The sequence below is a fragment of the Meiothermus granaticius NBRC 107808 genome, from assembly GCF_003574355.1.
Classification (GTDB): Bacteria; Deinococcota; Deinococci; order Deinococcales; family Thermaceae; genus Meiothermus; species Meiothermus granaticius.
In genome coordinates this window covers 15956-40870 of record NZ_QWLB01000015.1, presented here as the reverse complement: position 1 = coordinate 40870, position 24915 = coordinate 15956, and the positions used below count along the sequence as shown (strand labels likewise).

Annotated in this window: 21 protein-coding genes; 5 read left to right on the top strand and 16 right to left on the bottom strand. The window is 63.6% G+C overall.

Annotated features, from left to right (window positions below):
• Positions 1-7 precede the first annotated feature (7 nt).
• The 9 genes from Mgrana_RS06920 to Mgrana_RS06880 all read right to left on the bottom strand — a co-directional run bounded on the left by Mgrana_RS06920 (position 8) and on the right by Mgrana_RS06880 (position 9121).
• Positions 8-1000 (bottom strand): aldo/keto reductase, encoded by a 993-nt coding sequence (locus Mgrana_RS06920; RefSeq protein WP_119356878.1) that lies wholly within the window; start codon positions 998-1000, stop codon positions 8-10.
• Between the two features lie 38 nt (positions 1001-1038).
• Complete coding sequence (fae, locus tag Mgrana_RS06915; protein WP_119356877.1) at positions 1039-1542, bottom strand: formaldehyde-activating enzyme; 504 nt, start codon at positions 1540-1542, stop codon at positions 1039-1041.
• Positions 1543-1553: 11 nt separating this feature from the next.
• The gene (locus tag Mgrana_RS06910; protein ID WP_119356876.1) at positions 1554-2678 is read right to left on the bottom strand and encodes a mandelate racemase/muconate lactonizing enzyme family protein; all 1125 of its coding nucleotides are present in this window, start codon (positions 2676-2678) and stop codon (positions 1554-1556) included.
• A 2-nt stretch (positions 2679-2680) separates the two neighbouring features.
• Complete coding sequence (locus tag Mgrana_RS06905) at positions 2681-3829, bottom strand: iron-containing alcohol dehydrogenase (RefSeq protein WP_119356875.1); 1149 nt, start codon at positions 3827-3829, stop codon at positions 2681-2683.
• A 27-nt stretch (positions 3830-3856) separates the two neighbouring features.
• The gene (locus tag Mgrana_RS06900) at positions 3857-5350 is read right to left on the bottom strand and encodes an aldehyde dehydrogenase (protein ID WP_119356874.1); all 1494 of its coding nucleotides are present in this window, start codon (positions 5348-5350) and stop codon (positions 3857-3859) included.
• A gap of 114 nt (positions 5351-5464) precedes the next feature.
• Entirely contained in the window at positions 5465-6313 is an 849-nt protein-coding gene (locus Mgrana_RS06895; RefSeq protein WP_119356873.1) for a quaternary amine ABC transporter ATP-binding protein, read from the bottom strand.
• Complete coding sequence (locus tag Mgrana_RS06890) at positions 6310-7209, bottom strand: ABC transporter permease (RefSeq protein WP_119356872.1); 900 nt, start codon at positions 7207-7209, stop codon at positions 6310-6312. Before Mgrana_RS06890 ends, Mgrana_RS06895 begins: the two co-directional genes overlap by 4 nt.
• A gap of 77 nt (positions 7210-7286) precedes the next feature.
• The gene (locus Mgrana_RS06885; protein ID WP_119356871.1) at positions 7287-8315 is read right to left on the bottom strand and encodes an ABC transporter substrate-binding protein; all 1029 of its coding nucleotides are present in this window, start codon (positions 8313-8315) and stop codon (positions 7287-7289) included.
• Between the two features lie 17 nt (positions 8316-8332).
• Positions 8333-9121 (bottom strand): IclR family transcriptional regulator, encoded by a 789-nt coding sequence (locus Mgrana_RS06880; protein WP_119356870.1) that lies wholly within the window; start codon positions 9119-9121, stop codon positions 8333-8335.
• A 293-nt stretch (positions 9122-9414) separates the two neighbouring features.
• Here Mgrana_RS06880 and Mgrana_RS06875 point away from each other — a divergent pair, with 293 nt between their 5' ends.
• From Mgrana_RS06875 to Mgrana_RS06860, 4 genes are all read left to right on the top strand, one after another.
• Positions 9415-10107 carry a carbohydrate ABC transporter permease gene (locus Mgrana_RS06875; RefSeq protein ID WP_170146420.1) on the top strand — a complete coding sequence of 231 codons (693 nt, stop codon included), beginning with the start codon at positions 9415-9417 and terminating at the stop codon, positions 10105-10107.
• Positions 10097-10948, top strand: coding sequence for a carbohydrate ABC transporter permease (locus Mgrana_RS06870; RefSeq protein ID WP_119356868.1), 852 nt, complete (start codon positions 10097-10099; stop codon positions 10946-10948). Before Mgrana_RS06875 ends, Mgrana_RS06870 begins: the two co-directional genes overlap by 11 nt.
• Positions 10949-10963: 15 nt before the next feature.
• The gene (locus Mgrana_RS06865; RefSeq protein ID WP_119356867.1) at positions 10964-12247 is read left to right on the top strand and encodes an ABC transporter substrate-binding protein; all 1284 of its coding nucleotides are present in this window, start codon (positions 10964-10966) and stop codon (positions 12245-12247) included.
• Between the two features lie 114 nt (positions 12248-12361).
• Positions 12362-13693 carry a DUF3422 family protein gene (locus tag Mgrana_RS06860; RefSeq protein WP_119356866.1) on the top strand — a complete coding sequence of 444 codons (1332 nt, stop codon included), beginning with the start codon at positions 12362-12364 and terminating at the stop codon, positions 13691-13693.
• A 16-nt stretch (positions 13694-13709) separates the two neighbouring features.
• On the opposite strand, the gene Mgrana_RS06855 is transcribed toward Mgrana_RS06860, so the two are convergent.
• The 7 genes from Mgrana_RS06855 to Mgrana_RS06825 all read right to left on the bottom strand — a co-directional run bounded on the left by Mgrana_RS06855 (position 13710) and on the right by Mgrana_RS06825 (position 24036).
• Positions 13710-14219: a DDE transposase family protein gene (locus Mgrana_RS06855; protein ID WP_119356865.1), complete on the bottom strand. Its 510-nt coding sequence runs from the start codon at positions 14217-14219 to the stop codon at positions 13710-13712.
• A gap of 35 nt (positions 14220-14254) precedes the next feature.
• The gene (locus tag Mgrana_RS06850) at positions 14255-14824 is read right to left on the bottom strand and encodes a transposase family protein (RefSeq protein ID WP_119356864.1); all 570 of its coding nucleotides are present in this window, start codon (positions 14822-14824) and stop codon (positions 14255-14257) included.
• Between the two features lie 152 nt (positions 14825-14976).
• Complete coding sequence (locus Mgrana_RS06845; protein ID WP_119356863.1) at positions 14977-15870, bottom strand: Abi family protein; 894 nt, start codon at positions 15868-15870, stop codon at positions 14977-14979.
• A gap of 142 nt (positions 15871-16012) precedes the next feature.
• Complete coding sequence (locus Mgrana_RS16950) at positions 16013-17839, bottom strand: Eco57I restriction-modification methylase domain-containing protein (protein WP_371862082.1); 1827 nt, start codon at positions 17837-17839, stop codon at positions 16013-16015.
• The gene (locus Mgrana_RS16945; protein WP_186813126.1) at positions 17836-19968 is read right to left on the bottom strand and encodes an Eco57I restriction-modification methylase domain-containing protein; all 2133 of its coding nucleotides are present in this window, start codon (positions 19966-19968) and stop codon (positions 17836-17838) included. Before Mgrana_RS16945 ends, Mgrana_RS16950 begins: the two co-directional genes overlap by 4 nt.
• A gap of 10 nt (positions 19969-19978) precedes the next feature.
• Positions 19979-23323, bottom strand: a complete 3345-nt coding sequence (locus Mgrana_RS06835) for a helicase-related protein (protein ID WP_119356862.1) — start codon at positions 23321-23323, stop codon at positions 19979-19981.
• A gap of 524 nt (positions 23324-23847) precedes the next feature.
• Positions 23848-24036, bottom strand: coding sequence for a DUF2160 family membrane protein (locus Mgrana_RS06825; protein WP_338067259.1), 189 nt, complete (start codon positions 24034-24036; stop codon positions 23848-23850).
• Here Mgrana_RS06825 and Mgrana_RS06820 point away from each other — a divergent pair.
• Positions 24020-24865, top strand: a complete 846-nt coding sequence (locus Mgrana_RS06820; protein ID WP_170146419.1) for a sugar-binding transcriptional regulator — start codon at positions 24020-24022, stop codon at positions 24863-24865. The two genes, Mgrana_RS06825 and Mgrana_RS06820, sit on opposite strands and share 17 nt — an antisense overlap.
• The last annotated feature ends 50 nt before the right edge of the window (positions 24866-24915 follow it).

Genomic DNA, 24915 nt, shown 5'->3' with positions numbered 1-24915 from the left:
GCGCAACTTAGCGGGGGGTGCGGGGGATGCGCTGGGGGTGGTGGTCGTTGATCACGTCGCAGGGGGTGTACCAGCGGTCAATCTCCCACTGCTCCTCAGGTGATAACTGGAATCCCAGGGCGGCGATCTGCTCGTCGAGTTGGGCCACGCTCTCCACCGCGAACAGGGTGGAGGTCACCCCCGGGCGGTTCACCACCCAGTTGAGGGCCACCTGGGCGGGCTTGAGGCCGCGACCCTGCGCCACCCGGGCCACCGCCCGGGCGATGTTGTGCGAGGTTTCGTCGCCGTACATCTCGGTGGTGAAGGTGTCGGTCTGGTTGCGCAGGCTGTCCGGCTCCCCGCTCAGGAGCCCCCGGGCCAGCGGGCTGAAGGGGGTGACGGCTATCCCCTGGTCGCGGCAGAAGGGAATCATCTCGCGCTCCTCCTCCCGGTAGGCCGCATTGAGCTGGCACTGCATGGAGACGAACGGGCTCCAGCCGTGGAGCCTCGAGGTGTAGACCATCTTCACGAACTGCCAGGCGTACATGGTGCTGGCCCCGAGGTAGCGCACCCGCCCGCTGCGCACGAGGTCGTTCAGGGCTTCCAGGGTTTCCTCGATGGGGGTCTCGGGGTCAAAGCCATGCACGATGTAGAGGTCGAGGTAGTCGGTGCCGATGCGCCGCAGCGAGGCGTCTATGGCGTGAAACAGGTGCTTGCGGGAGAGGCCCCGCTGGTTGGGGCCTGGGCCGGTGGGGTAGTAGGCCTTGGAGGCTAGCACCAGCTCCTCCCGGCGGGCGTGCTGGAGCAGGATGCGACCCACCACCTCCTCTCCCACCCCCTGGGAGTAGTAATCGGCCATGTCGAAGAAGTTGAGGCCGCGCTCCAGGGCCGCCCGCAGGATGGGGGCCGAGGCCGCCTCATCCAGCACCCAGGGCCGCCAGGCCGGGCTGCCAAAGGTCATGGTGCCCAGGCACAGCCGGGACACCTTGAGACCGGTATTGCCAAAGCGAACGTATTCCATGTGCCTCCTCGGGAGTGGATGGGACTGCCTGGGCCCGCTCAGTCTTTGGGCGTGTAGAAGGGGTTATGAACCCGGCTCGCCGCCTCGCGCACGTCGGAGAGGAGCGGGAGCAGCCCCAGGGCATTGATGACCGCGTCCTTGGCGGCTTTGTAGTTGTTGGCAAACACCTCGTCGGCCTGGTTGGCGCTGGGGTTGACCCAGACCGCGGCCAGCACGCACCACTCGTTCTCGGCCTCGACGGGCAGGACGCCCTCCAGGAGGCATTCCTGGATGCCCCTGGCCACCCCGGCCTGGGCCGGGCCCCAGGTCATGGTCTCGTGGGTCTCGCCGGAGAGGGCGGCCTTGTTGATGAATACGGTGGCCGGCTTCACCGGCACCCCCGGCTGCAGCACCACCATGAAGGGCACGTGACCGGCGCTGGGGCTGCTGAGCGCGGTGGCCCAGGCGGTGCCCACCGGCCCGTTGCGCGGGCCCAGCACCACATTGAGGTGCGCGGCGTTGGGGCCGCTGCCGACAAAAGCTTCTCCGATGTACATGTTCATGGCTTCCTCTTTCAGGCAAAAGTGGCCTGGCGGCTGGCTGTAGCGGCCAGGCGGTCCTCGTCGAGCTCGAGGCCCAGGCCTGGGGCCTCGGACAGGGTGATGTAGCCCGCCTCGTCGGTGTCAATGGCCTGCCGCAGGGGGTAGTCGCGGCGCTCCAGGCTCCACTCGGGCGGGTCGTAGGGAAACTCGATGAAGGGGGTGTCCACGGTGCCGGCGGTCAGGTGGAGGTTGGCCATCAGCCCGATGCCGTTGCCCCAGGTATGCGGGGTGAAAATCTTGCCGGCCTGCGCCACCTCCAGCGCCAGCTTGCGCAACCCCCCGATGCCCAGGCTGCATACCGCGTCGGGCTGGAAGACATCCAGGCAGTCGCGGGTCAGCAGCTCGCGGAACTCGTAGGGCTCGCGGGTCATCTCCCCCCCCGCGATGCGGATCGAGACCGCCTGGCGGAGCTGGCGGTAGCCCTCGTAATCGCCGCGGTGGAGGGGTTCTTCCATCCAGTACACCCCTTCCGCCTCGAGGCGCCGGGCCACCAATAGGGCCTGCTCGAGGGTCCAGGGGGGTCGCACGTCCCAGGGCATCCGCCAGCCCTGGTTGCAGTCCACCATCAGGGCCAGGGCGTCTCCCAGGGCGTCGCGGATGGCGGCCACCACGGCCAGGTCCTCCTCCAGGCTGGGCCGTCCGAAGCGCACCTTCAGGGCCGGGAAGCCGCGTTCGTGCACATGCCGGGCCAGCCGGACCATCTCGGCCACCGGGCGGTGGACCCCGCTGCTGGCGTAGGCCCGGATGCGGTTGGAACGCCCGCCCACCAACCGCCAGACCGGCTGGCCCAGGATCTTTCCGGCCAGATCCCACAGGGCCACATCCATCGGCCAGGGGCGGCCGGCGTGGAACTCGATGTTGGCCAGCACGGCCTGGTGGCGCTCGAGGTCGAGGGGATCCTGGCCCAGGAAGTAGCGCTGGAAATCGCCGAAGCCGTACATGGCGTCGCCGGAGCCAATCCCTACCTGGCCGGAGTCGTCGTAGACCCGCACCAGCGTGACCGGAAACCGGGTGCGCGGCTGGGGGTCCCAGGAGGCGGGAAAGGGGGGGTCGAGCGGCAGCTGGTGGTGGGTGATCTCGATGCGGGTGATGGCCATGCTTACCCCCGGTAGGCCTGCCAGGCCTGCACCGTCCGCCGGGCCAGCTGGGGGCCCTCCTCGGGGCGGGGGACCCGCGCGTTGTTGCGCCACATGGGCTGGTTTTCAGGGGCCTGCATGGCCTGAACCAGGGCGTCTGGGTCCAGGGTGGGCGCCGCCAGGGCCCGCATCGTCTCGGCAAACCCCACCTGCTGCAACAGGGCCCCAAAGGCCTGGGGCAGGGCGCGGGGCTCCACCCCCCAGGCCAGAGCCGCCTCGGCGTAGCGGGCCTCACAGCCCGCCAGGTTCCAGGGCAGGGCCGCCTCCAGCGCCAGCGTGACCGCGATCCCGTGGGGCAGGTGGTAGAGCGTGCCCAGGGCGTGCCCGATGTTGTGGGCGATGCCGGTGCCGCAGCTGTCAATGGCCATCCCCGCCAGCAGGGCCGCTTCCTGCATCCCCTGGCGGGCTTGCAGGTTCTGTGGTTCCCGGACCGCGGTGGGCAGGTGCCGCAGCACCAGCCGCAGGGCCTGCAGCGCCACCCCGGTCGAGATGGCGTTGCTGCGCTGGCCGGTGGCGGCCTCGAGGGCGTGCACCAGGGCATCCAGGCCGGTCGAGACCGTGACCCAGCGGGGCATGGAAACGGTGGCCTGGGGGTCCAGGATCACCAGGTCGGGCAGGAGCTCGTCCCCCCAGGTCCACAGCTTGCGGCCCTGGGCGTCGCTCACGATGCAGGTGCGGGTCACCTCGGAGCCGGTGCCGGCGGTGGTCGGCAGGGCGATGATGGGCCTGCGCCCGGCCCAGGGATTCGCACAGAGCAGGTAGTGCTCGATGGGGTGCGGGGCGGCGATCACCCCGGCCACCTGCTTGGCGGTGTCCAGGGCCGACCCACCCCCCACCCCCATCACCACCGGTTCCTCCAGCCCGCGGGCCTGCGCGGCGGCCTGGTTGACCACGTCCACCGTGGGCTCGCCGGGCGGCACCCGGTAGCGGGTGGTCGGCAGCCCCTGGAGGGCGGCCTCGAGGCGCTCCATGTAAGGGCCCTGGGCCACCGCCGTGTCCAGCACCAGGGCCACGCTCCGGCCCCCCAGGGCCCGGACCCGCTCCGAGAGCCCCTCGAGGGCCGTGCTGCCAACCCGGATGGGCGGCACCTTGCCAAGTTCATAGGTCTGCATGGAAGGGTTCCTTTCGTCCCGGTCGGCTCAGTGCAGCTCCACCCAGGTGGTCTTGAGCTCGGTTACCTTGTCGAAGGCGTGCAGGCTCTTGTCGCGCCCGTGCCCGGACTGCTTGTAGCCGCCGAAGGGCGCATTGATGGAGGTGTGGTCGAAGGCGTTGACCCAGACCGTTCCGGCCCGGAGCTGGCGGGCGGTGCGGTGGGCGGTGCTGATGTCCCGGCACCACAGGGCCGCGGCCAGGCCGTAGGGGGAGTCGTTGGCGATGGCCACCGCCTCCTCCAGGCGGTCGAACTCCAGCACGCTCAGCACCGGGCCGAAGATCTCCTCGCGGGCCACCCGCATGTCGTTTTTCACCCCCACCAGCACGGTGGGCTCCAGGTACCACCCGCCCCGCTCCTGGCCGATCTGCCGGCCCCCGATGGCCACCTCCGCGCCCTCCCGCTGCCCCAGCTCGATGTAGCCCCGGACCCGGTCCAGGTGCTCGGCGCTGATCAGGGCGCCCAGCTCGGTGGTGGGCTCGAGCGGGTCGCCGGGATAAAGGCGCTGGGCCCAGGGCCGCAGCAGCTCCAGGAAGCGCTCCTTCACGCTCTGCTCTATGATCAGCCGCGAGCCGGCGTTGCAGGTCTGGCCCAGGTTGTACCAGATGGCGTAGGCCACGTACATGGCCGCTTTCTCCAGGTCGGCGTCCGCGGTTACGATGTGGGGGCTCTTGCCGCCCAGCTCGAGGCCCACCCGCTTCAGGTTGGAGCGGGCGCTGTACTCCAGGAACTTCCGGCCCACCTCGGTGGAGCCGGTGAAGAGCACCGCATCGATGTCCGGGTGCAGACCGATGGCCTGGCCAGCCTCGGGGCCCAGCCCCGGCACCACGTTGAACACCCCATCCGGGAGGCCGGCCTCCTGGGCCAGCTCGGCCAGCTTGAGGGCGGAGAGGCTGGCCTCCTCCGCCGGTTTGAGGATCATGGAGTTCCCCGCCGCCAGCGCCGGGCCGATCTTCCAGCTGGCGATGATCAGGGGATAGTTCCAGGGGATCACCCCCGCCACCACCCCCACCGGCTCGCGGGTGACCATCACCAGGCTCGAGGGGCCATTGGGGGCGATCTCGTCATAGAGCTTGTCGATGGTCTCGGCGTACCACTGGATGGCCGCCGCGGCGGAGGGCACGTCCACGCTCAGGCTCTCCTTGATGGCCTTGCCGGTATCCAGCGTCTCCAGCAGGGCCAGCTCCGGTAGATTCTCGCGGATCAGCCCGGCCCAGCGCAGCAAAACCGCCTTGCGCTCGGCCGGCTTGAGGTCGCGCCAGACCCCCGACTCAAAAGCCCGTCGGGCCGCTCGCACCGCTCGGTCCACGTCCGCCGCATCGCAAGCGGCCACCTCGGCGATCACCTCGCCGGTGGCCGGGTTGTAGGCCGGGAAGGTTCGGCCCGAAAGGGCGTCGACGAACCGGCCATCGATGAAAGCCTGCCGCCGGGGCCGGAGGGTGCGGGCCAGGCTTCGCCAATCGGTCTGGGTGAGGGAGGTCATGCCCTGGGCCTCCTGTGTGGGAAGTTGAGGATTTGTTCCATAGATAAAACCGTGTTTCAGCAATTGGTTGGGGGGGAGCCGCGGTTGCCCGGATCGCTCGAGGCCGGCGAGCCCTTAGCCGCTGGCGGGACCCTCCGCGGGGGCCGCTTGGGGTTGGCCCGCCCGCTTCTCCACGAAGCGCCGCACATAGTCGTTGGCGGGCCGGGTCAGGATCTCCTGCGGCGAGCCGACCTGCACCAGCCGCCCGTGGTAGAGGATGGCGATCTGGTTGCCGATGCGCAGGGCCTCGTCGAGGTCGTGGGTGACAAAGATGATGGTCTTGTGCAGGTCCTTTTGCAGCTGCAGGAGCTGGTCCTGCATGTCGGTGCGGATGAGCGGGTCCAGGGCGCTGAAGGCCTCGTCCATCAGCAGCACCTCGGGATCGGCGGCCAGGGCCCGGGCCAGGCCCACCCGCTGCCGCATCCCGCCCGAGAGTTCATCGGGATATTTGGCCTCATAGCCCTTGAGCCCGACCCGATCGAGCCACAGCCGCCCGGCCTCCAGGGCCTTGTCCTTGGGCTCCCCTCGGGTCAGGAGGGCGAAGGCGGCGTTCTCGAGGGTGGTCTTGTGGGGCAGTAGGCCGAAGCCCTGGAACACCATGCTGACCTTGTGCCGCCGCAGCTCCCGCAGGCCCCTGGCGTCCAGTCTGGCCACATCCTGCCCGTCCAGCAGGATCTCGCCGGCGCTGGGCCGGATCAGCCCATTGAAGAGCCGGATCAGGGTGGACTTGCCCGAGCCCGAAAGCCCCATGATCACGAAAACCTGCCCGGCTGGAATGGAAAGGGTGACGTCTTGCAGGGCGAGGGTGCAGCTGGTTTGATACAGGACTTTGTCCTTCCCAAGGCCCTGCAGCGCCAGGGCCAGGCCGGCCTTTTCCTGGGCGCCAAAGACTTTATAGACCTGACGCACCTCGATCTTGTTCATGCCTTCTCCCCGGTGGTGCGCTGGAAGTTGGCAAAACTACCCCCTTTGAGCAGGCGCTGGCGGCGTTGGCGGGCGTCCATGCCATAGGCCTGGGTGATTCGGTCAATCACGATGGCCAGCAGCACGATGGCCACCCCGCCCTGCAGCCCGGTGCCGATCTCGAGGTTAGCAATCCCCTGGTTCACGGTCTCGCCCAGGCCGCGGGCCCCGATCAGGGTGGCCAGCACCACCATGGCCAGGGCCATCATCACGGTCTGGTTGATGCCGGCCATGATGCTGGGCCGGGCCAGCGGCAGCTGCACATTGAGCAGCAGCTGCCAGGGGGTGGTGCCAAAGGAGGTCGCGGCCTCCACCACCTCCCGGTCCACCTGGCGGATGCCCAGGTCGGTCAGGCGGATCAGCGGCGGAATGGCGTACACCACGATGGCGAAAATGGCCGAGACCTGCCCCACCCCCCACAGGAAGATCATGGGTATCAGGTAGACGAAGCTGGGCATGGTCTGCATCACATCGAGGATGGGGAGGGCGATGGCCCGTAGCCAGTTGCTGCGCGAGATCAGAATCCCGATGGGGATCCCGAACACCACGCAGATCGCGGTGGAGACCAGCATCAGCGCGGTGGTGGACATCAGCTTGTCCCACAACCCGAAACACCCCACCAGATACAAGCACAACACATAAAACAAGGGGGGCAGCCAGTGTCGGGTGGCGTGGTAGGCGATCAGGCCCACCCCCAGCAGGATCAGCCAGGGGGGGGCTCCCCGCAGGGCATCCTCGAGCGGTACCAGAAAGACCTGGAGCAAGACCCCCTTGATGGCATCAAAGATAAAGCCGTAGTGGCTTACGAACTCACGGAAGGCGGTTTCGACCGGGGCGAAGCTGATGTTGATGAACATGGCATCCCTAGAGAGGGGAGGGGGGAGCAAGGAATCCCCAGCGTTCTGGGTTCCCTATCCCCACCCCCTGGTTATGGTCACTTGAGGCTGGCCTGCACTTTGGCGGCCACATCCGCCGGTACCCACTTGGTCCAGAGGGCCTCCTGGCCGATCAAGAACTCCTTGGCCACCTGCGCGGGGGGCTTTTTGGCATCGCTGATCTCGGAGATCACCTTGTTGAAGAAGGCCAGCGGGAACTGGACCTTGCCCAAGAGCGCGTTGATGGCATCGCTGGCGGGCAGGGTGTTGGATACCCCAAACTTGAGCTTGGTGGAGGGCGTAGCGGAGCCGCAGGGCTTGGGATTGGCCGGGTCGGTCAGGGTCTTGTAGCAGACCTCGTTGTACTTGGGCTCTTGCAGCTGGGTGAAGTCAAAGCGGGACATGAATCCGGTGGGGGCCCAGTAGTAAAACACGATGGGCTGGCCCTTCTCATACGCGCCCGCGATGGCCGCATCGAGCCCGGCCCCGTTGCCCGGCTTGAAGTTCACAAAGTCCTTGTCCAGCCCGTAGGCGATCAGCTTCTGGTTGTTGGTCTTCTCGCAAGCCCAGCCTACCGGGCAGTTATAAAAACGCCCCATATTGGGCCGCTCATCGTCCTTGAACAGGGACTTGTACTTGACCAGGTCGGCCACGGATTTCAGATCAGGGGCCATGGGTTTGATATTACGCTTGGGGTCGCCCTTGATGACATAGGTGGGGACAAACCATCCCTCGATCGTACCCCCATCCAGAATGTCGCCCACCAGCCGCACCTTGCCCTCAGCAATGCCCTTGTTGACAATGGCGCTTACGCCTTCCCACTGCTCGGCCCAGATCTGCAGGTCCCCCGCGACCAGCGCGGTCTCGGTGACGGCGGTGCTGCCCGGTACCACCTCGGTCTTGCAGCCATAGCCTTTTTCCAGGATGTAACGAACCAGCTCGGTGGTGAACTGGCCGCTTTCCCAGGTGATCCCGGCAAACTTCACCGGTTTGCCCGAGGCGCAGTACGCCGACGGGCTCTGCGCCATGGCCCCTGCTACCAAACCTACGCCCGCTGCCGCCAACAGCCCCCAAAGTGCTCTCTTCATACGACTCTCCTCACCTTTCAGCTTGGTTCAAGGATCTTCTCTTCGGTCTCGAACCAGCCCAACCGCGCAGAGATCTCCTTTGCACCCCATAACAGAAACTGCAGCGCCCGATCCCGCCGCTCAGGCTCGGGCTCCTCGGTCGCCATGCACACGCTCAGGGCCGCGATGGCCTGGCCCGAACCGTCGCGAACCGGCGCCCCTAAGCAGCACAGGTTGCGGGTGCTTTCCTGGCGGGTACTGGCATAGCCCCGCTCGCGCACCCGCATGAGCTCTTTGAAAAGCTCATGGCGAGAGGGGATGGTGTAGGGCGTGAGCTTTGGCAACAGCTCTTGAGGGAACAGCCCAAAAAGCTCCTCCTCCCGCTTCTCCGCTAGGAGCACCTTGCCCACAGCGGTTGCGAAAGCCGGAACCCGCCGCCCCACAAAGGTGGCCGGGCGAACCAGCCGGGAGCAGTCCACCTTGGCGATGAAAACGACCTCCTGCTGCTCGAGGCGGGCGATCTGCACGGTTTCGTCAATTTCCTGGACGATCTGCGCGGCGACCCGCTGAAACACCTGCACGATGTCCAGATTACGGGCGTAAGCCGCGCTGTACTCCAGCACCTTGGGGCCGATGCGGTACCCCCCCTGCTCCATCTCGACCATCCGCTCTGCATGCAGAGAAGAGAGGGTTCGATACACTGAGGCCTTGGGCGCCCCGGTCTGCCGGCTGACCTGAGAAAGGGTGAGGGGTTGGTCGGCACGGGCTAGCACATCCAGGATTCGAAGGGCCACATGTACGGCGGGGGTAGTCGGGGGTTCTTTCATCGCCCTCCATTGTTTCACTTATGAAACGCTGGTTTATATTTGCTACGGCACAGTTTTCTCGAAGAAAAAATGAGATGGATGAGAAATTCTTCAGGTGCGTGCGGCCCTGTATGCCTGAGAGGATGGCTTTGACGCTCGTTTGACAAAGGGTCGGTAGCATCCCGCCTGGAATGGGTAGACCCTTGAGAGGCGCATGGATCTTTCTGATCCCAACCCTTTTCTTTCTCCTCAGCTTTACCTACTTCCCCTTCCTGCTCACGGCTTGGGAGGGCTTACCCAGCCTCAGGAACCTTATGAGCCCAGAAAACCTGAACGCCCTTCGGGTTACCGGGCTTTACGCCCTCATCACCGTGCCCCTCTCCATTGGGCTTGGGCTTCTGGCCGCCGTCGCCGTAGAGGGGGACTCGAGGATCCGCTTGCTGGTCCGGAGCCTGGTGTTCCACCCGGTCATCCTGCCCACCGTGGCCTTTGCAGCGGTGTTCTTGTACCTCCTCAATCCCTTGGGACCGCTCCAGGGGTTCCTGCGGGCCCTGGGCTGGCAAAACCCGCTGGGTGATCCCCTGGGGGCCTTCCTCAGCGTGTCCATGATTGGGGTTTTGAAGGATGCGGGCCTGTACATGCTCTACTATCTGGCCGGGCTCCAGACCATCCCTAAAGAGCTGGTGGAGGCGGCTCGGGTGGATGGGGCGGGCCGCGTGGCCAGCTTCTTCCGGGTCACCTTACCCCTGCTGTCCCCCACCACCTTCTTCGTGGGGGTGATGGCCACCCTAGCGGCCCTGCGCAGCGTGGACCAGATCTTCGTGCTCACCAAAGGGGGGCCCGTAGGGGCTACCGACCACCTGCTGTACCGGGTGTATGTCCTGGGGTTTGAATACTTCGATTTCCCCCAGGCCGGAGCCCTGACCCTGGTGCTCCTGGTCACCCTTACCCTGCTGGCCCTGCTGGCCTTACCTCGCCTGGAAAGGGGGGTGCATTATGACGCATAGCCGGGCCCTATCCAGGCCCCGGGCTGCCCGACCGCCCGCCCGATCAAGTTGGCGGGACCTCCCGGCCCTCCTGCTGGCCCTGCCGTACTTGGTTATCGCAGGCTTCACCCTCCTGGCCGCGTTTACCCCCACCGCAGAGCTGAACCGAGGGGAGCTGGGCGGATTTACCCTGGAGAACTTCCGTACGGCCTGGGCCTCCGCCGATTTCCCCCGGCTGTACTGGAACACCCTGCTGTTCACTTTCGGCCTGCTGCTGGCGCAGGTGGTGACCGTGACCATGGCGGGGTTTGCCTTGGCTCATCTGAAAACCCGGGGGCGCAACGCCTGGTTTTACCTGATCCTGGTGCAGCTCTTCCTTCCGCCCTCCACCCTGATCCTGCCCAACTTCCTCATCATCCAACGCCTGGGCCTGGCCGATACCCTGACCGCCCTGGTCCTGCCCTATGTGGCCTCAGCTACCGGGGCGTTCCTCCTGCGTCAAGGGTTCTTGCAGATTCCCCGGGAGTTGATCGAGGCCGCTCGAGTGGACGGGGCCACTTCCGGGCAGATCCTCTGGCGCATCTTGCTGCCCATGGTACGCCCGCAACTGGCCGCGTTTGCCCTGGTCAGCCTGGTCTACCACTGGAATGAGTTTCTCTGGCCCTTGGTGGTGCTTCAAAGCACCGACAAGCGGGTTCTCTCCCTTGGCTTTGCCAGCTTCGCCCGCTCGGCGGAGAGCGGGATGGAGTGGGGGCTCATCGCGGCGGGCGCGGTGTTGGTGGCGCTTCCGATGGTGGCCGCTTTCGCGTTCTTTCAACGGAACTTTGTGGAGGCCTTTGCCCGGAGTGGGCTGAAAGGTTAGCAGGAGGGGTAAAACATGATAAGAAAGGTGCTGTTCGGTATCTTGGGGGTCCTGGGGCTGGGTTTGGCGCAACAAACCACCCTCACCTTCTACTACCCCGTAGGGGTGGCGGGGCCGCTGGCCCGGTTCATCGAGGGGTACGTCAATGAGTTTGAGAAGCGTAACCCCAACATCAAGGTAAACACCGTCTTTGGCGGCAACTACGAGGAAAACCAGGCCAAGGTGGTCGCCTCCATCCGGGCCGGGAACCCTCCGGACACCGCGATACTGCTCTCCCAGCAGCTCTACACCCTGCTGGCCATGGACGCCATCGAGTCCTTTGATGCCTACATGGCTAAGGATAACGATCTAAAGCAGGCTGTGCAGGACTTTTTCCCTGCCTTCATGATGAACTCCAAGCTCGAGGGCAAGGTCTACAGCCTGCCGTTTCAGCGCTCCACCCCCATTCTCTACTACAACAAGGAGGCCTTCCGCGAGGCGGGCCTGGATCCGGAAAAGCCCCCCCAGACCTGGGATGAGCTGGTGGAGTACGCCAAGCGCCTGACCAAACGGGACAGCTCCGGCCAGGTCCAGCGCTACGGGGTGGCCATCCCCACCGAGGACCGCTCCACCTGGCTGCTCGAGGCCCTGACCATTCAGGCCGGGGGGCTGCTCTATGACCCCGCGGGCCAGGGCTGCCGGGTGCTGGTGGAGACCGAGCCGGTGCGCAAGGCCATGCAGTTCAAGGCCGACCTCGCCCGCAAGTATGGGGTTAGCCCCGAAGGGGTCATCGCTTGGGGCAGCACCCCGGGGGACTTCGCGGCGGGCAAGGTGGCGATGATCTACCACTCCACCGGCTCCCTCGGCTTTATTCGCAACAACGCCCGCTTCCCCTTCGGAACCGCCTTCCAACCCAAGCTGGTCCGCTACGGTGTGCCTACGGGGGGGGCCAACTTCTACCTGTTCAAGGGCTCAGACCCGGCCAAACGGGACGCCACCCTGCGCTTCATCAAGTTCATGACCGGCCCCGAGCTACAGGCCCAGTGGTCGCTGGACTCCGGCTACGTGGCGGCCCGCCGGGCCAGCTGGAACCTGCCCCTGATGCGGGATTACGCGCAGAAGTGGCCCCAAGCCCTGGTGGCTCGAGAGCAGCTGGCCTACGCCAAGGCCGAGCTTCCGGTGTACAGCCTGCAGCAGGTCAAGGACATCATCGCAGAGGCCGAGCAGGCGGTCGTTCTGGGCCGCAAGGACGTGAGGGAGGCCACCAAGGAAGCCCAGAGGCGGGTCAATGAGGCGCTGAAGCCCTTCTGCACCCGTTAGAGACCCGGAAGCATCCTCGCCCAGGCCGAAAGCCTGGGCTTTGTCCTGAGGGCGGGGGCTGGTTCGGAGCGGGCCCGCTGGGTCCGGGTGGTATATTTAGGGGGGAGGGGTATAGTGGGTTCCGGGATTGAGACCGATCACGAGGCGGGGGTGCTCCCTCCCGACGACCCCCTGCGGGCGCAGCTGCACAACGAGCTGCACGCCCGGCCCACCCCCCAGATCCGCCTGCCCGCCCTGGTGGTGCAGGTCACGGTGCGGCACGAGGGGGTGGGCCGCGAGGCCGAGCTGGAGCACCTGCGCCGCCTGGCCGACCTGGGGGAACCTGGGCCGGACCCGCTGGCCAATACCTATCTGTGGCTGCGCCTGAGCGGGGGTTCCCTGCGCTGGGAGCGGCACACCGAGTTCAGCACCTATACCTTGGTGCAGGCCCTGCCCCCCTTCGAGGCCGCCCCCGAGACCGACCTGCTGGGCCACCTGGTGGTGGATGCCGCCTGGCTGCGCGGCCTGCCGGGCCGGACCCTCTCGGCGGTCAAGCTGGTGATGCTCGAGGGGCCGGTGGAGGCGGCCCTGGAACTGGCCCGCCCCTGGTTTGGCGGTGGGCCGGTGGTGGCCTCGGTGATGGGTCGGGGTGGGCATAGCTGCGTCGTGACCGACTTTCGCCTAGCTCCGAACGGCTTCGAGCGCATGGTGGTGGTGGCCCCGCCCGGCACCAGCGAGACCCGCGCGGGTCGGATTGCCGCCCGGCTCCTGACCCTCGAGTCCTACCGCATGATGGCCCTGCTGGGCTTTCCGGTGGCGCGGGGCCTGCGGGCCATGCTGCTGGAGTCGGAGCGGGCCCTGGCCCAGATCACCGCCCGCATCCGCGACGCCAACAAGGCCGATGCCGACCTGCTGGACGAGCTCGAGGCCCTGGCGGCCCGCGTCGAGCACGCCATCGCCGAGCACAGCTACCGCTTCAGCGCCAGCGCCGCCTACCACGCCCTGGTGCAGGCCCGCCTGGCCGAGCTGCGCGAGACCCCCATCCCCGGCACCCAGACCCTGGGGGAGTTCTTGCAGCGCCGCTTCAGCCCGGCCATGGCCACCGTAGAGTCCACCGCAGGCCGCCTGGCGGCCCTCTCCCAGCGCATCGAGCGGGCCGGGGCGCTGCTCCGCACCCGCGTGGATATTGCCCTGGAAACCCAGAACCAGGAACTGCTGAACAAGCTCCGGCGCGGCCAGGAGATGCAGTACCAGCTCCAGCGCACCGTAGAGGGCCTCTCCATCGCGGCCATCTCCTACTACGTGGTGGGCCTCTTGTACTACCTATTCAAAGCGGGCAAGGAAGCGGGCCTGTCCCTCTCGCCCGAGCTGGCCGCCGGGCTGGCCATTCCGGCGGTGGTGCTGGGGGTGTGGTGGCTCACCCGGCAGATTCACCACCGGCTGCTGGGGCGTTATCAGGGGGATTAGAGGGCAGACTTGACCGCTATACATCCTTTGTATGCAACCCCAGGAACCTCAAAGCGGAGAGAGGGTTGAAGGAGAAGGCTTCGAGGGCAGCTTTTTTAGCCTGCACCTTGCGGTGGTTGAGGGAGTTCAGGACAAAAGTCCGTAGGGCACAGAGATTGAAGGCCAGGGTGCCACGGGCCTGGGCGTGGTCCTCGCGTAAGAGCACGTCCCGTACCCAGAAGTTCCGGTTCTCCACCCCCCAGCGTTGGCGCAGAAGTTCGCCCAGACGCCCGGCCCCCGCCGCCTCGGGTCTCAGGCTACTCAGGGCGTAGTGCACGCTGTAACGCTCCTGCTTAGTGCGCTTATGCCACACCCAACGCTCCAGGCGCATGGCCTGCTGGGCGAAAGGGAAGTCCAGCCACTCTGGGAGATGGGGGGAGGCCGAGGCCCGGTAGCGCCACACCTCCCCGTCTCGGAGTTCTTCCCACTGGACGATGGTTTCTCCGGGCAGAGGATGCTCGTCTAGGCAAGCGAACAACCACTCCACCGCCTCCAAGGCCTGGGCTTGGTTGGCTTTCAGGCTCAGCAGGTAATCCTCCCCTTAGCCCGGATAGCTTCGGCCACCTGAGGGTAGAGGAAGCCCGCGTCGGCCGCCACCACCCGACCCGCTAAACTCTCCAGCCCCATACGCTCCAACAGACCTAGCAAAGCCTCATCCTCCCGCCTGTTGACCTGGGCTTGGGTCAGGCTGTGGCGGGCTTCCTCACACCACAGCTCCACCACCCGCACCACCGGGCTCTCGCCTTTAGCACTACCTCGCAAGACCTTGCCATCCGCGACCAGGGTAGAGGTAGGGGTAGGGAAAGAGGCTGGAAGGGAGAGTTCGGGAAAGACCTGTTGTAGGGCTGAACTCAGCGCCTGCGGGTCCAAGCGGCGGATGAGCTGGGCGATGGCGGTGCGCCCTGGAGCCTTGCGCAAGCCCAGAGGCTTATACAGGAAGGGATTGGCCTGAGCAAAGCGGGCCACACCCCGCAGAGAGTCCACTCGGCACAGAAAGGCCACCAACACTAATGCCACCACCCCCCACAGCGGATAGCGCCGGTTCTGGTAGCGTGGATCGTTCAATGAGACCAAGGCTTCACGTAAGTTCATCCCCCTATCTAGCCTTAACCCTGAATAACGGTCAAGTCTGGATTAGAGGGAAGCACGTGTAGAAAAATGTGCCTCCACATGTCATCATTGCTTGTGGAGGCTTTGCCACTGGCACTGCCTTTTCTTTTTACCCAGTGCGGTTCACTTTCAGTCTAGATATTCCAGAAAGGGTCGTGTTCCCAACCTGGCTTGAAACCCATTTCCTTGGGTTCAATAGTGTACTCAGCAATCAGGCTGTGAAGTTCCTTTGTCCAATGCGAGGAGGGTTCAATGGCACGTAGCATCACCCAGATCATGCCTGCCTGAGCGGCGTAAGAGCGATGATCAAGAACGGGAATCGAGACCCCTTTAGCTTGACATAATGAAGGGGTGAAAGTAAAAATGCGGTTCCACAAGCGAGAATGATGGGCGCAGAGGTTGCGAGTATTGTTCAGGATGTGCAAGTTGGACTGTAGCTGCTCGTGGGAGATTTGGAAGACCCGCGCAATTTGGTTCCTGAGCTTGCGCTCTTTTAGATTCTCGAACAGGTGAGACCATGTGCCAAAGGTAGATATCTCAGCCAGTACCCAGGAGGGTGGAAGAGGGGGCTCTGTATATTTGACTTTGTAGTGCTCTGCAAAAATCTCCCTGCTTCGCTGGAAGTCCTTGGTTGCTTGTGTTAGAAATTGCTGGTACCTTGCCCAGTCCTTGAATACAGTTCTTTCCAAATACCAGTGGGGTGAGCCGTAATACAGTGAGGCCTCAGAGGTGATCGCTGACCGAACGGCAACCTCTAGTCGCTCGATGGCATCGAGGGTTAGCAACCGAAGCTCACGGTCCAAATTCATCAGATTTAGCACATCCTCGAATCTGGTACCCGAGCGGTACTGTTGAGGGCGGGTGCTTGGGTTTATCCAAAAGTGGAGCGCGTAACCATTGAAGCGATACAGATTGCAGACCTTTAGGGTTTGTTCAGCCAACTTTTTATCTGTCACTGCCATTCCCCGCTGCTCGAGAAGGGCAATTTGGTCGGTAATGCTGAGCGCAGGCTTTTTGTAATGGGACATGCATCACCATCAAAAAATAACCCGCCCTGGTGCGCCGGTAAGGCGTGGCGGGTGTTGTTAAGATGAATGGTAGTTCAATGGGAACAGTTTGTCAAGAGATTTTTGAAATCAAGAATGACTTTTGGCACAAACTTCTACTGCCTTACACCCGCCGAACCCGGCTCCCCTCGGCTTGAAGCCGCCCTTCGCGCAGGAGGCCGTTTATAAGCGAGCGGGCCGTTTCCTCGATGGCCCTGCCCGTGCGGGCAAAGCCCATCCAGCGGGCAAAGGCCCGAATGGCTTCCTCGCGCTCGGTCCACTGCCGCCCGCCCAGGGCGCTCAGGAACTGTTCCTTTAGAAATTCCCGCTGGTAGCCCTCCACCGAGCGCACCAGCAGCCGCAGCGCCCCGCCCTGGTTTCCCAGAATGCCCCGCCGCACCGCCGTCCGCAGGGCGGCGTCCAGCACCTCCTGTATACGCGGCCCCGTCCGGTTGTAGCCCAGTTCCCGTGCCACGGCCTTTATCGCCTCGTCGCGCTCGAGCGGCCCCTGGGCCTGGAACACCTGCCGAATGGCGCACATAATTTCGTCTGGCTCCAGCCGATCTATGGGCGTTGCGGGGTTCGGTTCGGGTTTGGGTGGGGTGGTTGTTTTCACCTCACGCGGGGTGCGAACCACAGCCTTCTTCCCGCCACTCCCCGTACTCAACGGAAGTGCCGGTAGAGGCGTATTGGCCTGCCTGCGAAACTCCTCGAGCGCCGCCGCCTTCACCTCTTCCTTCACCAGCGGAAAGGTGCTCAGAATATGCCGGAACTCTTCCTCGGTAAGCCCGTACAGGTGCGCCACCATTGCATCCAGCTCGGCCCGCAGCCGGGCCCGCTCGGCAGGGTCGGTAGCCCCCTCTTGGTAGCCCTTCAGCCCCACCGCCCGCGCCAGCTCGTCGAACTCCGGCGTGGTGCAAATAAGCCGCGCAGCGCGGGTTACGATGGGCATGAAGCGGGGGTCGGAGGCGGTCAGGCGGGGGACTGGGGTTTGGTAAATGAAAAACATGTTCATTTGCGTAGCCACGCGTTGCCTTAGGGAGTAATCAACACAATAGCTACTCATTACGGCGTTCAAGAAAACGGTCTCTTGTTCGTCCAATTCATTGTTATCGTGAACAGAAACCTGTAGTGAATTACCGCAAAAAACTTGTTTCGGAATCACCGAGCAAACCATTGTGCGCTCGTTGGTAGTTCCAGTTATGGAGCGGCATCCAAAGCGATAACGTTGGTAGTCGAGCGTTTGCCCGTAGTCCTGGCCACCTCTGCCAAGAATTGCTTTGCGGGCTTCCTTTTCATCCACCCAGTAGCGAGGTTCGGCATAGCGCGAGTCGAAATGCCAGATCATCTTGCCTTCATACAGCGGCAACCGCCCCGGCCCCGGCGAGGTTTTAAAGAGGTGGCTGTCGTTGGTCATGTGGAACTCGTTGGTAAGCGAGAGGTTCCAGGTGTCTTCTCGCTTCTCCCCCAGCAGCGGGAACTCGAGCATCGTTTGGGCAATTTGCACGTCGGTTTCGCTCTTGAACTCCATTACACTCAGCGAATCGGGCGAAAGGCGGCGCACCAGGTCTACCGAGATAGAGAGGCCGGTTTGCTGGGGGAAGTATTCCAGCTCCTCCACGTCGTGCCGCATAAAGGCGGCGGGAAAAGCCTGGGTGTGGCCTGCTTTTTCGAAGGTTAGAATGACGAACTTGAAGCGGCTGTCCACCCCTTCAAAAATGGCTTTGCGGTTCTCAAAGCAGAACAGGCCCGTTATCTGGGTTTTTTGGAACAGAAGCTCTCTCAAGTCTTTTGTGCCCAAATCGCTATAAATGCCAGAGGGAATGACGGTGCCACACACGCCTCCCTCTCGCAAAAGATTCACACATAGCTCAGTAAAGAGCTTGTAGAGGTTCACATCACCCCGGCCTTGGTGTCCGTACTGGGGAGAGGAGCGAAAATACGCGCTCACGTGGGGAAACTGCTCAAGTAGTTTTCATATTCTCTTCGGATATGGGGATTCTTGAGCAGTTTGTGGAATTCCGATTGGAACTCCTTGACGTTGCTGGTACGGCGATCCAGGTTACCAGTGATGCTAGATGCAAACTCCCTGTCAATGGGTTTGAAAGTTTCCCACGGGGGGTTGGTGATGATGGCATCGAAGCCGCCCTGGGCCATCACCTCGCTAAACTCGTAGCCCCAGTGGAAGGGTTGCAGGGCCTCGATGTCTTGCGTGGTCACCGCGCGTTTTTTGCTTTTGCCTTCTTTGTTGTTGGCTTCGTCCCAGGTGGCTTGCTCGTACTTGATGCCCAGGCGGCCAAACTCGTCCTTGAGCATCTCGTTGAGTACCCGGATGGCCTCCTGGCGGTCTTTTTCGATGTCGTCGCGCAAGCCGCGCAGGTCTTCGGCCTTGAGGGTCTGGGCGGCGTGGCGGTAGGCTTCCAGCTTGCGCAGGCGCTCGGCCACCAGCTCGGGGTAGCTGCGGCTAAAAAGGCCCTGCTGGGGGTTGCGCTTGTTGTACTCGGCCTCGTCCACATGCAGCAGGCCAATCAGCGAGTTGCCCACCAGAATGTTGAAGTCTATGTTGGGCAGGGGTTCTAAGTCCTCGACCCGCTGGGCGCTTGCTACCAGGGCCAAAAACAGGCGCAGGCGGGCAATTTCGGTGGCCTCGGCCATAATATCCACGCCAAACAGGTTGTCGGTGATGATGCGCTTGCGCACAAAGTAAAAGAAGTTGGGGTGCTCGCCTTTCTCGCGGCGCAGCCAGTCTTGTAGCTCGGGGTTGCCGTGGGCCTCGATCCAGCCCAACACGGCGGCGTACACGTTGAGCAGGGTTTTCAGGGCGGCAATCAAAAAGGCCCCCGAGCCACAGGCCGGGTCCAGCAGCTTCAGGCTGGGCAATACCTTGAACACCAGCTTTTTGGCCAGGGCGTTGTCCAGGCGCATCAGCATCTCGGACACCGAGTCGAAGCGGCGGCCCGGCAGGCCGGGCAGGTCGGGCTCATTGACCTTGCTCAGGATGAGCGGGTAGATGGTGCGCTCGCAGAGGTACTCGGTAATCTCGGGGCGGGTGTAGTAGGCCCCAAAGGCTTTCTGGTTGATGTACTTCTCGAAGATGTAGCCCAGCACGTCGGGGTTAATTTCGTTGTCTTTGCCGCCGGGGGAGTCGTCCAGGTTCCAGGAGTAGCGGGTAAACAGCGCCAGCAGGTTCTCAAAGGCCGTGTCGGGCACGCGGATGGCAGCGTACTTTTGCTCAATCGGGTGGGGTAGAAACAGGCCGCCGTTCAGGTAGCGAATCTCGCCAATCAGGGCCTGGGCAGTGGGGCTGCGGTCTTCTTTGGGGTGGGCAAAGCCCTCGAAGAACAAAGCCTGCAAGAACTCGCTGTAGTAGCGGTTGGGGCCGCGCTGCTGGCTTTCTTTTAGCTTGTCCTGGAGGTAGTTCTGGTTGCCACCGTCCAGAAAGCCCTTGCGCTGCAAGAAGTAAATAAACATCAGGCGGTGCAGCAGCACCGAGGCGTACCAGGCCCGCTCGCGCTCGTTGGGAATGCCCTCAATCTGGCTGGCAAAGGCCCCGCGCTCCTCGGCAAACTCGCGGAAGAACCGCTTGGTGGTTTTTTCCACATCGAGGGCGGCCTTGAGCTTGTGGGCCACCGCCACCACCGAAACATTGCCCTCCTGGTCGAACTCGGCCACGTCCACAAACATGGCCTGGAGCTTGGAGATGTGCAGGTCGCCGGACTGGTTTTTGTCGTAGAAGTGGTCGCGGGGGAAGCTACCGGGGCCCTCGCGCCGAACCCAGTACCACACGCTCTGGGCCCGGCTGCCGTCCACAAAAATCAGCAGGTGCTCGTGGTAGTGCTTGGCCACGGCGGTGTGTACCTTTTTGCGGGTTTTGGCATCGGGAATCTGGCCGCCGGGGGTAGTGACCTCGAACACCTGCACCCCGGCCAGCTCGGCCACCTGGGTCAGGGTGAAGGTCTGGTCGTCCACCGGCAGCATTTGCGGGGGCAGGGTGGGCCGGTTCCAGCCCAGCTCGTTGAACAGTTGCTTGAAAAGGAACCCCTGAAGATGCTTGCGAAGCAGACCAATGTTCAGACTCATACGGTATCCCCTAGCTGTTCACCAAACCCATCGAGCAAATGATGCGCGGCTCGCGCTCCATGGCCTCTTCCTGCACAATGCACAGGCGGTCTTCGTTGCGGAGGGCAATGGCCAGCTCGGCCAGTTGCTCGTCGGAGATGCCGGCTTTGAGCTGGCGGTTCAGGGTGTCTTTGGCGCTTTCGCGCAGCGGGTAGCGGTAGATTTCGTCAATCACCTTGAGCAGGTCTGCCGACTCGAACAGGCTACCCTTCAGCTTTTCGGCGTAGCGTTTGAGCCGCTCATAGGTGCGGAAGCGGGCCCCGGAAGGCCGACCCAGTTGCCCGCCTGCGCTTTTTTCCTCCTGGGCCAGGTGCTGCACGCCCTGCTGCACCAGTTGGTGGTGGTTCGGGTACCGGGGGGCGGTGGGGGTGTCGGGGCTGCACTCGGCGGCTTGCAGGATGCGAAGCTGCGACAGGGTGACGGGCTGGCCCTGCTCGTCGAGCCAGGCCAGGGCGTCGTTGTCCTCGGTGGTCTTGATGTAGACCAGCGCCCCGTGCGGGCGCTGGGGAGCAGCGGTATAGCGGCGGGCGCTATAAACCACGTTGGGCATCTCCTCGATGCGTTTTTTCAGGGCGGGGTTGTTCTTGGTGGCGTTCTGCCAGATCTGGAAGGCGTAGGAGGCCAGGTCTACCTCGCCCTCGTCGTCGCCATCGAGCAGACCGGCCTTCTCGTGGTAGAGGTCCACAAGGGGCTGGTTGGTGGGGTCGTCCTCGAAGAAGACCTCGTCGGTTCCCACTACCTCGGCGTTCTCTTGCAGGCGCTGGCGTACCCGCTCGCGCAACCGCAGGATGCGCTCGACCCCGTCGGCGGGCAGGAAGGAATAGACGCGAATCTCCGGGGCCTGCTGACCAATGCGGTCTACCCGCCCGGCCCGCTGAATCAGGCGGATGATGGCCCAGGGCAGGTCGTAGTTCACGATGATGTGGGCGTCCTGAAGGTTCTGGCCCTCGGAGAGGACGTCGGTGGCAATCAGCACCCGCAGCTCCTGGGCCGGGGGGATGTCCTTGCGGTTCGATCTGGGCGAGAAGCGCCAGGCCAGCGAAGCGGGGTCGGGGTAGTCGCCGGTGACCCCGGCCAGCGGCCCCACCCCGAGCCGGTGGAGTTGCTGGCTCAGGTAGGCCACGGTGTCGGCAAACTGGGTGAACACCAGTACCTTGTCGGTGCGGTGCTGCCGGGTAAGCAGGTCTTGGAGGGCTGCCAGCTTGGTGTCGCGCTCGGGCTGCCACTCGCCAAACTGCCGCAGTAAATCCAGGATGGCCTGGGCATCGGCAGCCAGGTGTTTGCGGAGCTCCTGGTTAAAAAAGACCGGGCGCAACCAGCGGAACGAGCGCCCGGCGTAGCTCTGGTAGATTTCCCGAGCTTGGGCCCGGTAGTCGGCCTCGCTATGGGCCTGGGGGAGCTCGAGCGTTTCTTCGCGGTCATCCCCTTCGTCTGGCAGGGTCAGCTCGAGGTCGGCGTCGCTGGGGCGGCTGGCCTGGGCCAGGTCAAGCAGACCGCCGTCCTGGGTGCCCAGGGGAAGGGGCAGGTTGTGCTCGAGGGCGTACAGAAATACAAAGTTGCGCAGCGCATGGCGCTGGAGCGACTGCAAGAAGGCCGGGCCGCCGCTTTCCAGGCGCTTGAACAGGTTGGTGCGGGAAAAGCCCATCAGGCGCTTGCCCGCCCTTGAGAGGTTGTTGAGCAGGTTCTGCTCCTCTGGGCCAGGCTGCTGGGGCAGCTTGGGCAGCACATATCCGCCCAGCCCGTAGCGGGGCAGGTGCAGGCTGTTGATGGTCTCGACCACCGGCTCGGAGTAGAGCCGGGCGTAGGGGTCATGGGGGTCGTCGTCGTTGATGGTAAAGCGCAGGGTACGGGGGACTCGAGTGGGAAAGTACGAGCGTTCGCCACTCGGGAAAAGCAAGTAGTAGCGCTTTTGTTCTTGGTCGTAGTGCGCGTAGTTCTGCATGATGAAACTGCGGGTGCGCCGCACCATAAAGAGCCGCAGCAGCTCGCGCCAGTCGTCGGGGTGGGGGCTTTTCTCAAAGGCGGCCAGGGAGCGCACCGAAGCCTGGTGGCGGCGGATGAACTCGGTCTCGCCCAGCTCGCGCAGCAGGTTCTCGGGGCGGATGCCCAGGTCTTTGTCCTCGGGTACGAATAACCTGAGCTGCCCCGAAATGTCCAGATACGATTTATTGTAGGGCGTGGCCGAAAGCAGGATGCACTTGCTCTCGTTCTGGGCGATGTATTCCTGTATGGCCCGGAAACGCTTGCCCTCGCGGTTGCGGAGGTTGTGGCTCTCGTCCACGATGACCACCTTGTAGCGCCGCAAGTCTTTCAGGTCGGTGGTCACCCGGCTCAGGGGCAGAACTTGGCCCAGTACCCGGTAGGTGTGCAGATAGTCCTCCCACATGGACACCAGGTTGACCGGGCAGATGACCAGGGTATCGGTCAGGTAGTCCTCCTGCATCACACGGGCCAGGGCCGTTGCCATCAGGGTTTTGCCAAACCCCACCACATCCCCAACGATGACCCCCCCACGCCGGTTGAGGTGATGGGCGGCAATGCGCACGGCGGCGGCCTGGAACTCGAGCAGTTCCCTCGCCAGGTCGCGCGGCACGCTGAACTCGGCCAGCCCCGAGCGGGCCTCCTGCGAGAGGTGATAGACCATCTTCAGGTATACCTCGTAGGGGGTGGGGGGCACTTCCCGGGCCCAGCTTTCGTCAATAATCTGGGCCAGTTCCTTCGAAATATCCCAGCACCAGCGGTCCTGCCAGCGTTCCTCGAACCAGTCGGCCAGCTTTCGGGCCGCATCCTGCTCGACCACATCTACATTTAGCTCCCCTTGCTTGGCCAGGCCCGCCAGGGTGAGGTTGCTCGAGCCCACGAACCCCACCAGGGGCGCCGCCACGTCCTGGCGGTGGAGCAGGTAGAGCTTGGCGTGCAGGGGGTGCCTCAGGAATAGCTTCACTTGCACCTGCTGGCTCTTGAGCTGCCGGGAAAGCTGGCGCAGGGCAGCTTCGTCCTGGTTGGTGGGGCTGCCGTAGGTAAGTTGCTCACGGAAGTGCTCGGCCACCCGGCGCTTCAGGCGGATGGCGGTCTGCTGATCCATGAGTTCGGGTTCACCCGAACTGCGCAGGGCCTGCCGCAGCTCCTCCTCGGGTGGCACGGACATGCCCACCATCAGCCGACACCTCAGGCCCTCGCCCATCAGATCTTCAAGCTGCGACCAACCCCGCAGGTTGAAGTAACCCACGCAAAAGTCGGCCTGGTGCGATACCTTAATCGTGTCTCGGAGTGAGGGGAGAAGCTCGAGGTGAATGTTGTCGAAAATGCGCGGCATGTTTGGCTACGCATTTTAAAGCAAGCCATGACAATTCGCTGCCCAACCTGAACCTGAGAAGCCGGGTTCAACCTACCCTCAGTGCTACCGGTTTGATCAATCTCCCCATGATTTGTCCTGATGGCCCATGTTGCTTCACATCGCCTTCTTGGATTAGGTCGTGTTTGACCTTGATCCCGCTAAAGGCCTTGGCCAGCACTTCGGGCTCGTATTTGTGGGTGGTGATGGTCTTCGAGACACGTTGATGGTCATGCCCCGGTAGGGCTTTGCAGCCTGGATAAAGCACTCCATCTCCTTCATCTGGGCATCCGAATCCTGGCCCGCCACAAACATCGTACCCGCGATGGCCATCAGGCCCACCGCCAATACCCCCAAACGCACACTGCCTCGTCTAATCATAGCTGCTTCCGTTGTTGCTCTTCCTGAGCCTATTCAGGCCGACTCCAGCAGGAAGCCCCTCGAGCCGCCTGTGTCAGGCTGGGTCTAGCCTCAGAGCAAGACCAAAACCATCCAGACCGCACTGATTAAGACCCCCATAGCTGGCTGGCACCGCTAAAAGCCAGCCAGAACAGGTTGATAAAGGCGCTGCCCATCAAAGCGATGTACAGCCGGTCATCCCGGTCGGTGCTGATAGACAGGAACCCTTTGCGGGCTACGGGGGACGAGTGCCGCTCCCAGACTGCCATAAAGACCAGCATGGCGATCACCGCAATAAAGCTTTGCCAGACGACAGAGCATCGTGCAAATTCGCATCAGCGATGCTGCCGAAAAAAACAAATCCTATCCAGGGCAATTCAGGATAACTATCAGCTCAAGGCAGTCCACACCGTGCCCGTCCCCGACAACGCCAGCGAGGCCGATGCGCTGGAGCGGGTCGCCACCTTTGCCGGAGCCCATCTCAATACACTGGTTCTGCCCGGAACCACCCTGGGGGTAGCCTGGGGTACCACCCTGGCCGCCATCTCCAGACACCTGATCCCCCAACCCACCCCCAACGTAGCAATTGTCCAGCTCAATGGTTCGGGCAATACCGCCAACATCAGCAACTTGCACATCAGCGAAGTGATCCTACAGCTGGCCCAGAACTACGGGGCTAAAGCCCACCTGTTTCCGGTTCCAGCGTTTTTTGATTACCCACAGACCAAAACCGCCTTGTGGCGCGAACGCAGCGTGAAACAGACCATTGACCTGCAGCACCAGGCTGACGTATTGCTCTATAGCGTAGGTGCGCTCCACGCCGAAGTGCCCAGCTATGTTTATGCGGCAGGCTACCTCGAAGACCAAGACGTTGCCGAGCTGACCAGGCAGGGCGTAGTTGGCGATATTGCCACGGTATTTTTCCGCGCTGACGGAAGCTTTAAAAATATCCCCATCAACCGCCGCGCCAGCGGCCCCGACCTGAGTCCGTGCCGCAGGGTAACCCACGCGGTTTGTGTGATTGCGGGACGCAGCAAACTGGAGGCCCTAAAAGGAGCCCTGGCTGGCGGTTTGCTCAACCAACTCATCGTGGATGAGCCTACTGCCCGGCTCTTGCTTGAATAAAGAGCGCAAAACTTAGGGGTGAAAGCGCGTGATGGCTGACCCGGCAGATT

What these genes read in the sequence shown, in the direction of transcription:
- Mgrana_RS06920 (WP_119356878.1), bottom strand. Translation starts at nt 1,000, where the DNA reads ATGGAATACGTTCGCTTTGGCAATACCGGTCTCAAGGTGTCCCGGCTG.
- fae (WP_119356877.1), bottom strand. Translation starts at nt 1,542, where the DNA reads ATGAACATGTACATCGGAGAAGCTTTTGTCGGCAGCGGCCCCAACGCC.
- Mgrana_RS06910 (WP_119356876.1), bottom strand. Translation starts at nt 2,678, where the DNA reads ATGGCCATCACCCGCATCGAGATCACCCACCACCAGCTGCCGCTCGAC.
- Mgrana_RS06905 (WP_119356875.1), bottom strand. Translation starts at nt 3,829, where the DNA reads ATGCAGACCTATGAACTTGGCAAGGTGCCGCCCATCCGGGTTGGCAGC.
- Mgrana_RS06900 (WP_119356874.1), bottom strand. Translation starts at nt 5,350, where the DNA reads ATGACCTCCCTCACCCAGACCGATTGGCGAAGCCTGGCCCGCACCCTC.
- Mgrana_RS06895 (WP_119356873.1), bottom strand. Translation starts at nt 6,313, where the DNA reads ATGAACAAGATCGAGGTGCGTCAGGTCTATAAAGTCTTTGGCGCCCAG.
- Mgrana_RS06890 (WP_119356872.1), bottom strand. Translation starts at nt 7,209, where the DNA reads ATGTTCATCAACATCAGCTTCGCCCCGGTCGAAACCGCCTTCCGTGAG.
- Mgrana_RS06885 (WP_119356871.1), bottom strand. Translation starts at nt 8,315, where the DNA reads ATGAAGAGAGCACTTTGGGGGCTGTTGGCGGCAGCGGGCGTAGGTTTG.
- Mgrana_RS06880 (WP_119356870.1), bottom strand. Translation starts at nt 9,121, where the DNA reads ATGAAAGAACCCCCGACTACCCCCGCCGTACATGTGGCCCTTCGAATC.
- Mgrana_RS06875 (WP_170146420.1), top strand. Translation starts at nt 9,415, where the DNA reads ATGAGCCCAGAAAACCTGAACGCCCTTCGGGTTACCGGGCTTTACGCC.
- Mgrana_RS06870 (WP_119356868.1), top strand. Translation starts at nt 10,097, where the DNA reads ATGACGCATAGCCGGGCCCTATCCAGGCCCCGGGCTGCCCGACCGCCC.
- Mgrana_RS06865 (WP_119356867.1), top strand. Translation starts at nt 10,964, where the DNA reads ATGATAAGAAAGGTGCTGTTCGGTATCTTGGGGGTCCTGGGGCTGGGT.
- Mgrana_RS06850 (WP_119356864.1), bottom strand. Translation starts at nt 14,824, where the DNA reads ATGAACTTACGTGAAGCCTTGGTCTCATTGAACGATCCACGCTACCAG.
- Mgrana_RS06845 (WP_119356863.1), bottom strand. Translation starts at nt 15,870, where the DNA reads ATGTCCCATTACAAAAAGCCTGCGCTCAGCATTACCGACCAAATTGCC.
- Mgrana_RS16945 (WP_186813126.1), bottom strand. Translation starts at nt 19,968, where the DNA reads ATGAGTCTGAACATTGGTCTGCTTCGCAAGCATCTTCAGGGGTTCCTT.
- Mgrana_RS06835 (WP_119356862.1), bottom strand. Translation starts at nt 23,323, where the DNA reads ATGCCGCGCATTTTCGACAACATTCACCTCGAGCTTCTCCCCTCACTC.
- Mgrana_RS06820 (WP_170146419.1), top strand. Translation starts at nt 24,020, where the DNA reads ATGGCGATCACCGCAATAAAGCTTTGCCAGACGACAGAGCATCGTGCA.